The sequence below is a fragment of the Desulfotruncus arcticus DSM 17038 genome (assembly GCF_900113335.1).
In the GTDB taxonomy this organism is placed as follows: Bacteria; Bacillota; Desulfotomaculia; order Desulfotomaculales; family Desulfallaceae; genus Desulfotruncus; species Desulfotruncus arcticus.
The window spans coordinates 498,323-509,593 of record NZ_FOOX01000001.1; the positions used below are offsets into that span (position 1 = coordinate 498,323).

General features: G+C 44.0%; 9 protein-coding genes and 5 tRNA genes. 12 read left to right on the plus strand and 2 right to left on the minus strand.

What is annotated here, in order from left to right; all coding sequences use genetic code 11:
• Nucleotides 1-35 precede the first annotated feature (35 nt).
• The 6 genes from BM056_RS02470 to BM056_RS02495 all read left to right on the plus strand — a co-directional run bounded on the left by BM056_RS02470 (nt 36) and on the right by BM056_RS02495 (nt 2,810).
• Nucleotides 36-1,127, plus strand: coding sequence for a hypothetical protein (locus BM056_RS02470; RefSeq protein WP_092468353.1), 1,092 nt, complete (start codon nt 36-38; stop codon nt 1,125-1,127).
• Nucleotides 1,108-2,364 (plus strand): VWA domain-containing protein, encoded by a 1,257-nt coding sequence (locus tag BM056_RS02475; protein ID WP_092468358.1) that lies wholly within the window; start codon nt 1,108-1,110, stop codon nt 2,362-2,364. The genes BM056_RS02470 and BM056_RS02475 overlap by 20 nt, the downstream gene beginning before the upstream one ends.
• A 56-nt stretch (nt 2,365-2,420) precedes the next feature.
• Nucleotides 2,421-2,498: transfer RNA gene (locus BM056_RS02480), tRNA-Pro, on the plus strand.
• 4 nt (nt 2,499-2,502) lie between these two features.
• Nucleotides 2,503-2,578 (plus strand) — tRNA-Glu (locus BM056_RS02485).
• A 65-nt stretch (nt 2,579-2,643) separates the two neighbouring features.
• A tRNA-Tyr gene (locus BM056_RS02490) sits at nt 2,644-2,728 on the plus strand.
• Nucleotides 2,729-2,735: 7 nt separating this feature from the next.
• Nucleotides 2,736-2,810: transfer RNA gene (locus tag BM056_RS02495), tRNA-Gln, on the plus strand.
• Between the two features lie 30 nt (nt 2,811-2,840).
• Here the strand turns inward: BM056_RS02495 and BM056_RS27125 are convergent.
• Entirely contained in the window at nt 2,841-2,969 is a 129-nt protein-coding gene (locus tag BM056_RS27125) for a hypothetical protein (RefSeq protein ID WP_274377502.1), read from the minus strand.
• Nucleotides 2,970-3,131: 162 nt separating this feature from the next.
• Here BM056_RS27125 and BM056_RS02500 point away from each other — a divergent pair, with 162 nt between their 5' ends.
• Together BM056_RS02500 and BM056_RS02505 are read left to right on the plus strand one after the other, a co-directional pair.
• Nucleotides 3,132-3,350, plus strand: a complete 219-nt coding sequence (locus BM056_RS02500; RefSeq protein WP_092468360.1) for an ATP-binding protein — start codon at nt 3,132-3,134, stop codon at nt 3,348-3,350.
• Between the two features lie 131 nt (nt 3,351-3,481).
• Nucleotides 3,482-3,569 (plus strand) — tRNA-Leu (locus BM056_RS02505).
• A 193-nt stretch (nt 3,570-3,762) separates the two neighbouring features.
• Here BM056_RS02505 and ilvC read toward each other — a convergent pair.
• The gene (gene ilvC, locus BM056_RS02510) at nt 3,763-4,761 is read right to left on the minus strand and encodes a ketol-acid reductoisomerase (protein WP_092468362.1); all 999 of its coding nucleotides are present in this window, start codon (nt 4,759-4,761) and stop codon (nt 3,763-3,765) included.
• A 433-nt stretch (nt 4,762-5,194) separates the two neighbouring features.
• Here ilvC and BM056_RS02515 point away from each other — a divergent pair, with 433 nt between their 5' ends.
• The 4 genes from BM056_RS02515 to acsB all read left to right on the plus strand — a co-directional run.
• Nucleotides 5,195-6,241 carry a hypothetical protein gene (locus tag BM056_RS02515; RefSeq protein WP_131820708.1) on the plus strand — a complete coding sequence of 349 codons (1,047 nt, stop codon included), beginning with the start codon at nt 5,195-5,197 and terminating at the stop codon, nt 6,239-6,241.
• A gap of 285 nt (nt 6,242-6,526) precedes the next feature.
• The gene (locus BM056_RS02520; protein ID WP_092468366.1) at nt 6,527-7,300 is read left to right on the plus strand and encodes an ATP-binding protein; all 774 of its coding nucleotides are present in this window, start codon (nt 6,527-6,529) and stop codon (nt 7,298-7,300) included.
• Nucleotides 7,301-7,401: 101 nt separating this feature from the next.
• Nucleotides 7,402-9,420: an anaerobic carbon-monoxide dehydrogenase catalytic subunit gene (gene cooS, locus BM056_RS02525; RefSeq protein WP_092468368.1), complete on the plus strand. Its 2,019-nt coding sequence runs from the start codon at nt 7,402-7,404 to the stop codon at nt 9,418-9,420.
• A 27-nt stretch (nt 9,421-9,447) separates the two neighbouring features.
• The coding region (gene acsB, locus BM056_RS02530; RefSeq protein WP_092468370.1) for an acetyl-CoA decarbonylase/synthase complex subunit alpha/beta at nt 9,448-11,271 on the plus strand (1,824 nt) is incomplete at its 3' end.

The window sequence follows — 11,271 nt, forward strand, 5'->3', positions numbered from 1 at the left end:
TAGAATTTATTTAAATGCAGCATTAGGGGGACCAAATGCAAATAGAAATTCTTACCAGACAGGTAGAAAAGAAAACAGATCTATTAACGATGCTTTCCCGTGAACCTGACGTCACGGCAACCGGGGATACAATAAAGATTCCTGACTTGATTCTTCATATTACTGAAAATTACCTGCTGCTTAAATTAAGCTCTTTGCAATGGGCTGAGAGAGTCATTCCTATGTTGTTTTCCGTAGCACAGATCAGCAACGCCGGCCAATTTCACCAACCTGTAACCGACGCAAAAATTTTGCTGACAGCAAGATGCTACGATCCGGTCAAGCAACTTTCCTATTTGCATGAAGTAAGTCACCTTGATTTAGAAAATAATGAGCTGTTGGGAATAAGAATGGCCGAATGGCGCTCCAGGGATGTGGCCATTGTTGCCCATGCGGCGTTGGCAGTTCAAGGGAACATTGTCACCGCCAAAATTAAATTTTTACCACATTTCCGAGACAGCCAGTATAACTGTCAGGAGTGTATTGATCAGATTTCATTACATGATCTAATGGAACCGATTTCCCCTGAGTTTAAGGATCAAGTTCTGCCACTGCGCGTTTCGGGACCAATTATTCACTCGCTAAAACAGGTATCAGCCGAAGGGTGGCAGGATTTTATAAATAATCGTCACGCAGCAGTTGATTATAACCACAAAACTGACACATTTATGGTCAATTTCAATGATTCCGGCTATATTTCATTTAAGCAGCAACAAGATAAGAAAAAAATCCTTTGCCAAATCGAATTAAAAAACCCGTATATTCTAAATGCAATGCTGTTGAATAGCTTAAAAAGTATTTTTGGGATTGACCAATTAAACCTATCTCATACCGCAGAAAATATTGTCTTATCTCCGGAAAATATTATGAAGTTCTTTTCTTTCAAAAAACAAGCGGGTTTTCACCAGTTTACATTAAGAGAAGCCGAATTTGACGCCGTTTATGACGTCAAGCAATTAAAGCTTACACTTTCCGCCACAATCAATACCGTAGATGCAATTGCCGCTATAGATCAAATTAGTAGCATATTTGAAGCTATGAAAATTTTTATGAATAGGATGCTTACCCATGCAGGCACAAATAGCTAAATTGATGCAATACTTAGCTGAAGCAGGTATCAAATTTTCAACCAGTGAAATAGTTGATTTTTATCAAGCTCTGGATCTTATTGGTTTAAATCATTGCGAAATTGAAACAGCTATGTTATGCACGCTCACCAAAGACAAGGAGAGCTATCTGGCTCTGCCTTCTTTAATAAAAAGCTTTATCTTAAGCATAGAGGCGGAAAACGGGAAAATAATACCTCCTCCCCTGGACGTTGAAGATATTAAAAAAAATCCGCCAAAGTTATCAAAAGAAGCTTTTAGCAGCCAACTTAACCTGCTAAAAAATACTATACGCAACGAGATAAATAAGTTAGGCACTGACACAAACAGCGGCGCCGGCAAGGGCACGGCCGGCGGCGGGAGATTATCGTCAAAAGACATTAATCATATTAATTCCAATGTTAGTAAATTCCCAACCCGCACCAATAATCGGACAGTTTTACATTCCAGCGATAATAATTTAAAACCGCCCGTGCTAATAAGACTATGGCAAATCGATATAGCAGCAGCAAATTCCGATCAGCTCCATGAAATAAGCAAAATTATTGTTAACCTGGGGTTAAAATTGGCTATAAAAAAAGGTTATAGCAAAAAAACCGCTGCAACAGGCAGTGTGGATATTCGTCGCACGGTTAAAAAAGCTATAGCCAGTGGGGGAATACCACTAACTATCAAAAAAGAAAAAAGGGCACCCTCCAGACCGGAGATTGTCGTCCTGTGTGACTTATCCGGTTCGGTTGCCCCGTACAGCCAGTTTTTTTTGCAAATATTGATTGGTATGCAGCATCGATTTAAAAGCATTCATTCCTTTGCCTTTGTTGATAGAATTGAAGAAATTACAGATATCATCACATCAACCCGCCAGCAGCCGGAGATATCAGCGCAAAACCTGGTCAGGGGGTTAAAAATCTCGGCTACGGGTTTTAGCAATTACGGCAAGGTCTGGGAGCAATTTAACCATAAATTTTTACCTGTTATAAGTCATCAGACCAGTTTGATCATCCTCGGAGACGCACGGAACAATTGGCAGCCTGACGGAGTAGGGTATTTCCGTAACATTGTTGAACAATGCCGCAGGGTCATCTGGCTTAACCCGTTGGCTAAAAACAAGTGGAATACTGATGACTGCATTTTAGACACTTATGCAGCTTATTGTAATTTTGTTTTCCAATGCGGTAATGCCGCCCAGCTAACAGATGCGATAAAAAATATTATTTAACCGAGCCTTGACTTTAGATAATGCTTAAGCTAAAATAGTTTTTGCGTTTAGATTTTCGGGATGTAGCGCAGTTTGGCTAGCGCGCCTGCCTTGGGAGCAGGAGGCCGGGGGTTCAAATCCCTCCATCCCGACCAATATGGCCCCATGGTCAAGAGGCCTAAGACACCGCCCTTTCACGGCGGTAACCCGGGTTCGAATCCCGGTGGGGTCACCACAAATTAAAAATTATAAGTTAGAAATTGGAACAAGTCCAACTTCCACTTCTAACTTCCGAATTTTGGAGGGGTTCCCGAGCGGCCAAAGGGAGCAGACTGTAAATCTGCCGGCGATGCCTTCGCAGGTTCGAATCCTGCCCCCTCCACCAATAATAGTGGGGCGTAGCCAAGTGGTAAGGCAACGGGCTTTGGACTCGTCACTCGTTGGTTCGAATCCAGCCGCCCCAGCCAATAAAAAACTCGGTTAACTAACCGAGTTTTTTATGTGCCGGGACGGTTAACTCCTACAATCTTTTGATTTTTTTTAGCATCTGCCGCTCTTCCCATTTCCCAAACAGGCCGATACCCATAAAAATTTTTTGCACGTAACCCTTTAATTTTTTTAACCATTATTTTTCCTCCTTTAATTCTGACTCCTGAATAGTTTTGATTTCTTCTTATTGTTTACCATATATTTTTTTGATATTATATTTTACTATCGTGCAGGATTTTTTTCTGAAATGAAGAACAATTTCTTAAAACAATTACTTCTATTATAAGGGGGAATTACCTTTGGCCGAAAAGAAGAAAACATTTAAATTCAACTTTATTTTGGATTCCGCGTCTTGCATGGCTTGTGCGGCGTGCGAACTGGAATGCAGGGATGGTGGCATTTACATTGATGATAATGCCAATTACGCTATTAATGCCGATAGCTGTACTCGCTGCGGAAGATGCTTCCGTGCATGCCCGGCCGGCGCTATCACAAGAGTAAATAACCCGGCGGCTTAACTAAAAGTTTCTTAAAGCTACTTTCGGTTTAACACGAAAGTAGCTTTATTGGTTCTAGATGAATATTTGTATTGACACAGGCAACTATCTATGTTAACATTACTTTTGTGCAAACGGCAATTAAATTATGGGCGGCAGTGGCGGAATTGGCAGACGCGTAAGATTCAGGTTCTTATGGGCGTAACGCCTGTGGGGGTTCAAGTCCCTTCTGCCGCACCAAATCAATTATTATGCGACCTTCTGTGTATCGTTTAAAACGAACAATAGAAGGTCGCATTTTTCTTATTATCAGTATCTATTGTGATCTGTAAAGATGCCTATTGTTTTTACGTCAAACGGCCCGTTAAACAAACGGGCCGTTTCTGAATAATAGTTTTCTGAATAATAGTTATATATTTTTGTAATTATATTCCTACTTATTTTTTTTAAGCCAGGGCATCATCTGACGAATTTCAGCGCCAACCTGCTCAATAAGCAGTTCGCGCTCCCGTTTCTTTACAGCATTGAAAGCTGGTCTGTTGGCTTGGTTCTCCAGCATCCATTCGCGGGCAAACTCACCATTTTGTATTTCACTAAGAATTTTTTTCATTTCTTTTCTGGTTTCTTCTGTTATCACCCTGGGGCCACGGCTGTAATCGCCGTATTCGGCGGTGTTACTGATCGAATAGCGCATCATACCAAGGCCGCCCTCATAAATTAAGTCAACAATTAGTTTTATCTCATGAAGACACTCAAAGTACGCCATTTCCGGAGCATATCCGGCATCGACCAGTGTATCAAAACCAGCCTTAATCAGTTCAGTAAGACCACCGCACAGTACCGCCTGCTCACCAAATAAGTCTGTTTCAGTTTCTTCTTTAAAAGTGGTTTCAAATACACCTGCCCTTGTGCTGCCGATGCCTTTGGCATAAGCCAAAGCTAAATCCCTGGTTTTACCGGTATAATCCTGATAAACTGCAATCAATGCCGGTACTCCTTTACCTTCCTCATACATTCTCCGTACCAGATGCCCCGGGCTTTTGGGGGCAACCATAAATACGTCTACATTTTTCGGCGGCACGATTTGGTTAAAATGTATGTTAAAGCCGTGAGAAAACATTAACGCTTTTCCTTCTTCAAGATAAGGCTCAATCTCTTCCGCATAAACCCGGCCTTGAATTTCGTCCGGCAATAATACCTGAATGATATCTGCTGCGGCACATGCCTCTGGCACAATCCTAACTTCTAATCCGGCACTTTCAGCCTTCTCCCAACTTGAACTGTCTTTTCGCAGGCCAACAACGACATCAATGCCACTTTCCTTTAAATTTAAAGCCTGAGCATGTCCCTGGCTGCCATAACCTAAAACCGCAATTTTTTTTCCTTTTAGGAATTGTAAATCTGCATCATGATCATAATAAACTTTTGCCACTTAATTCATCTCCCTGAATTTGTATTATTTTTAGGTATTCAGAATTCAGTAATCAGAATTCTTAAATACTACGGGCCAATAAACATTCTTTTATTCTGACTCCTGACTCCTGACTTCTGATTAGGCCTGCATTATGGCAATTTTACAGTTTTATTTCCAGTGTTGTCAACGTTTTTCAAGCTGGATCAAATATAAAAAAAGCCCGGCTGTAAAGCCGGACGGGGAGAGATAGAACTCACCAAAGCGGAGTATTAATATTATGGTCTCAAAAAAAGATATTTATACATACTGTTGAGGTATTCAGAATTCAATATTCAAAATTGACTCCTGAACAGCGCGAGCAAAATAAAATGTTAAAAAATCCTTTGATAAAGGAATAAAAGATACTTTATCCAGACTATATCTATAATATGGAAATAAAAGGAGGTTCTCTGTGATGGTAATAAGGTTTATTGCTGCTGTTTTAATTTTATTTGGCATTCTGAGTAGTTGGACGAGCACTGCTGCATATGCGCAGTCTGATAATTACATCTATTTAATTTACATAAAAGGTCTCAGCGTATCTGATATTGAAGGGAAAAAGCTTCCTAACTTAAAAAGTTTAGCTGATAGTTCTACTAGCTATTCCAATGTATCAAAGCCGCAAGTATTCCCCGAAAGTATCTATACTTTATTTGGCGACGAGAATAAAACTTACTCTTTGCCTAAAATGTTATCAAAAAATGGCATCGACTGCATGTTTATCGACGGTTCCGGTGAAATACAAAAGAAGTATTGCGATAATAATAGTTTGGATTTAATATCCGGCACTAATGATAAAGAGGTTTTAAACCAATATTTTTCGCTACCTCCAGAAAAAGATTACAGTTTTGTGACAATATACTTGGATGACGTTAATGCATCAGAAACCTCAGAATTTCGCCGTTGGTCTTTAGTCGACAATGAAATGGGCCTTTTATTAAACTATCTAATTAACTCAAAAAAAATAGATCAAACTTCCATTTTTATTACCGGAGATTCAGATAAACCTCCGTTATTAATGTTCAGGTATAATCTTAATTTTAAAGCAAATTACTATTATTGTGACTTGCTTGATTTAGGGCCGACCATATGTGAACTATATGGCATTAATCCGCCTTCCAATATGCCTGGCAACACTCTTTACGAGTTTTTCAACAATTCCAATGATCCAATGAGTATAAAAAGAATTGTGGATTTACAGAAACAATGTCTGTTGGCCGAAGAAAAAATCAGCCTTCTCCAAAAAAACAATAATTCAATAAATGCAGATAAAAACAAGATATTAGAGGAAAAAAATAATTTTGATCAAAAACTTCTAGAGAAAGAAAATCAAATTAACGTTTTGAGAATTAAGCTAAAACTATTTAAGCTTGCTAGTCTGGTAGCATTTATCATCTTATTATTCGGCTATATTATAGAATATAGAATTTTGCGTAAAAAATTTCTTATGTTTCCCTAATCCATTAACATATGTCCATTTTTTTGATTTTTGGCGGAAGGAATTTAATCGTTTTCGTCGAAGAATTCTGACAGGGTTAGCTTAAAATTTTTAGAATATGCTGTTGGCAATTTTTAATCATGATCTACTTGAGACAAAAATTAATCACTACTCCTAAGCAGGAAACAAGTCAACCTGCGTTGAATTTGAAATTAGATGCACAGAATTTTTGGAAAAGGGTTTTATTAACAATTCGGCGTAATTTAAATGTAGAAGTGTAAACAATTAGTAGCAGGGGTGGTAGCAATGAAACTTGCCATTTCAGGAAAGGGCGGCGTCGGTAAAACAACGATAGCGTCAGCTTTGATAAAGGTTTTAGCACGGAATGAGGGCACCGTATATGCCATTGATGCTGATCCGGACGCGTGTTTGGCAGCATCCATCGGCGTTCCTGATGACGATGCTTTTAATTTAAAACCTGTTGTGGAAATGCGCGAAGCAATACGTAGCAAAACTGGTACCGGGGCGTTTTATAGTCTTAATCCCAAGTTAGACGATTTTATTGATGACTACAGCTATAAACTTGGTAACATTCGTTTTTTTAGAATGGGTGATCCCAAAAAGGGGGGATCTGAGTGTTACTGTAGGGAAAATACTTTTTTAAACGCATTGATAACCTCGTTGTTATTGGATCAAAAAGATACTGTTATTATGGACATGGGTGCCGGTATCGAGCATCTATCAAGAGGTACCGCCCGAGGGGTGGACATGATGCTGGTTGTTGTTGAACCCGGTCGTAATAGTGTAAACACTGCCAAGCAAGTCGAAAGAATGGCCAAGGATCTTGGTATACCTAAAATTGGTGTTATAGCCAATAAAATTCGCTCTGAAAGCGAAAAACAATTTATAGCCAAGAATTTCCCGGATGATTTAATCCTGGGTTATATTAAATTTTCTGAGGCAATATGGGCAAACGCAATGGAACCGTCTCCGGCAGTAGAAATGGATAAAGAATTATTAGCTGAGATGGAAAAGGTTTGCCATATTATTTTGAGAGAGGTGGGTGGTAAATCTAATTAAATAGCTGTTAATTTTGGTACCAGTTGGGGAATTGGGGAGTTTCCGGCTGCACCATACAAACTAGTTATTCAGTTAACTTTACTTTTAAGGAGGTTAAAGTAATGCCAAGGTTTAGAGATCCAAGCCACACCTGCAGGCCTTCTGGTGCACCCAGAGTGGTTGACCCGAAGAGCATAAAACGCTCCATTGATCCGGGCATCGCTGAGATGTATGACATTGCCAAGGAAAGTGGCATGATTACAGCTTATGATCGCTTTGTAGCCCAGCAACCGCAATGCCAGTTTGGTTACAAAGGCATTTGCTGCCGTTTCTGCATGATGGGTCCTTGCCGTATCAAAGCCGATGAAGGACCTGGCAGCAGAGGCATATGCGGCGCCAGTGCCTGGACCATTGCTGCACGCAGCACAGGTCTAATGTTGCTTACCGGTGCCGCCTCACACAGTGAACACGCAAGTCATATGGCTCATACGCTTTTAGAAATTGCTGAAGGTCATGCACCTGATTACAGCATAACGGATACCAACAAACTGCAAGCTGTGGCTAAACGCGTAGGCATAGATATAGAAGGGAAAGATGATACTACCCTGGCCAAAGAATTAGCCGAGGCTGCGCTTGCCGATTACAGTCGTCTGGATGGTTTCGGTGAGTCAACTTGGGTAAAAACTACCGTAACTGAAGGTCGTCTGAACAAATTCCGTTCCCATAACATCATGCCCAGCGGCGTTTATAACACCATATCCAAACTTGTTACCCAGGCTCACGTAGGTATGGATAACGATCCTGTTAACTTAATTTTCAGCGCCCTGCGGGTAGCCCTGGCCGACTACGTTGGCATGCATGTTGGAACTGACCTGTCCGACATCATTTTCGGCACTCCCAAGCCGGTTGTAAGCGAAGCGAACATGGGAGTACTTGATCCCGAGTGCGTAAACTTGGTGCTGCATGGCCATAACCCGCTCCTCAGTGAGATTATCGTACGTGCCGCCCGTGAAATGGAAAGCGAGGCGAAAGCTGCCGGAGCTAAAGGCGTAAAATGTATGGGAATCTGCTGCACTGGCAACGAAGTGCTCATGCGCCAGGGTGTTCCTATTTTAACTTCCTTCTCTTCACAGGAATACGCCATTGCTACCGGCGCTGTTGACGGCATGGTAGTGGATGTACAGTGCATTATGCCTTCACTGCGCACCGCGGCCGAATGCTTCCATACTATATTAATTACAACTTCACCGATTGTTAAGATCCCGGGCGCCGCTCACCTTGACTACAATGCGCCAACTGCTCTTGAAGATGCCAAAACAGCAATTCGCATGGCTATTGAAGCCTATAAACTGAGAGATGGCAGCCGTGTTCACATTCCAAACGTTACTAATAAAGTGGTTGCCGGTTTCAGTACTGAAGCCCTGCTTGATATCTTTGCTTCCGTTAACCCGGACAACCCTGTCAAGGTGCTAACTGACGCTATTAAGAATGGCGAACTGAAGGGCGTTTGCCTGATGTGCGGCTGCAACAACGTTAAACGGCCGCAGGATGACAGCCATATCACCATTGCCAAGGAAATGATTAAAAATGACGTGTTTGTAATCGGTACCGGCTGCGCCATGCAAGCCTGCGCCAAACTAGGCCTGCTTGACCCGGCCGCTGTTGACGAGTATGCCGGCGAAGGACTCAAGAAGTTCCTGGCCCGCATCAGCGAAAACTCCAATCTCAGCACTGCGTTACCGCCAATCTTTCACATGGGATCCTGTGTGGATAACACCAGGTGCTCCGACCTGCTGATGGCTATGGCCAACGAATTGGGTGTAGACACCCCGAAGGTTCCGTTTGTAGCCACTGCGCCTGAAGCAATGAGCGGTAAAGCCGTAGCCATCGGCTCCTGGTATGTTGCCATGGGTTCACCGGTGCATGTTGGCGCTATGCCTCCATTAGAAGGAAGCGACCTCATATACAGCATTGTAACCCAGGTTGCCGGCGATGTTTACGGTGGATACTTCATCTTTGAAATGGATCCAGCTGAAGCAGCCAAGAAGATGCTCAGCGCTCTTGAATATCGTACCTGGAAACTGGGCGTGCATAAGCATGTTGCTGAAGACCTTGAAACCGCCCTTTGCCAGAACTATTAATCCCAGTGGTCGAAAGGAGGATAACGCATGTCTGAACAGATCAACTTTGATCAAATTTTCGAAGGCGTCATAGAACCGGGCCAAGAACCCAAGAAGCTGTTCAAAGAGGCCTACGAAGGGACCATAACCGCTTTGAGCTACGCGGAGATCCTGCTCAACCAGGCCATCCGCACTTACGGCAAAAACCAGCCGGTAGCCTATCCCGATACCGCTTATTATTTGCCGGTTATTCGCTGTCTGAGCGGCGAAGAAATTAAAACCCTCGGCGACATGGTGCCGGTATTAAACCGGATGCGCAACGCCGTTAAAGAAGAAAAAACTTTTGCCAACGCCCGCAAGTGGGGCGAGGCCACCTGGTACGCCGCCGACATCATTGAGGCTGTCAAATACATCAAAAACACTAAAGAGGAACCACTTTACCAGGCCCCCTGGACCGGGTTTATCGGCGATCCCGTGGTGCGCCAGTACGGCACCAAAATGGTGGACTGGACCATCCCCGGCGAAGCCGTTATTCTGGGCCGCGCCAAAACCAGTAAAGATGCCAAGAAAATCGTAGACAGCCTGATGGCTAAAGGCTTGATGCTGTTCCTCTGCGATGAAATAATTGAACAGTTAATGGAAGAAGGCGTCAAGCTGGGCGTTGACTACATCGCCTACCCGCTGGGCAACTTCACCCAGGTAGTACACGCAGCCAACTACGCCTTGCGCGCCGGCATGATGTTCGGCGGCATCCCGGCAGGTGCATATGACGCACAGCGCGACTACCAGCGCCGCCGCGTGCTGGCCTTCATTCTCTACCTCGGCGAGCATGACATGGTCAAAACCGCAGCCGCCATGGGCGCCATCAACGTGGGCTTCCCGGTCATCACCGACCAGGAGCTGCCGGAAGACAAGCAAATTAAAGACTGGTTCGTCAGCGAACCCGATTACGAAAAAATAGTCCAGACCTGTCTGGAAGTGCGGGGCATTAAAATCACCGCCGTCGACATCGACGTGCCCATCACCGTCGGCCCCGCCTTTGAAGGCGAGTCCATCCGCAAGAAAGACATGTACGTTGAATTCGGCGGCACCAAGACTCCGGGCTTCGAGCTGGTCTGCATGGGCGACGACACCATCGAAGACGGCAAGATCGAGCTGGTCGGCCCGGATATCGACACCGTGGCCGAAGGCGGCAGAATGCCCATCGGTATCGTGGTAGACGTATACGGCCGCAAAATGCAGGAAGATTTCGAGCCCGTGCTGGAGCGCCGCATCCACTACTTCACCAACTATGGCGAAGGTCTGTGGCACGTGGCCCAGCGCGATATCATGTGGGTCAGGATCAGTAAAGACGCCTACGCCAAGGGCTTCCGCTTAAAGCATATCGGAGAAATCCTGTACGCCAAGTTTAAATCCGAGTTCTCTGCCATCGTAGACCGTATTGCGGTAACCATTTACAGTGATGAGCAAAAGGTTATCGAAATGCGCGAAACAGCCAGAGAATACTACAAGAAACGTGACGACCGCCTCAAAGAGCTGCGGGACGAGAAAGTGGACACCTTCTACTCCTGCACCCTGTGCCAGAGCTTTGCGCCCACCCACGTGTGCGTAATCGCTCCCGAACGGGTCGGTCTTTGCGGCGCGGTGAGCTGGCTCGATGCCAAGGCGGCTTATGAAATCAACCCGCACGGCGCCAACCAGCCGGTGCCCAAGGAAGGCATTATTGACGAATTCAAGGGCCAGTGGCAGTCCTTTAACGAATTTACCTTTAACAACTCACAGCGCACCATTGAGGCCGTCAACTTCTATACCATTATGGAATACCCGATGACCTCCTGCGGCTGCTTTGAGTGTATCCTCTCCATGGTGCCC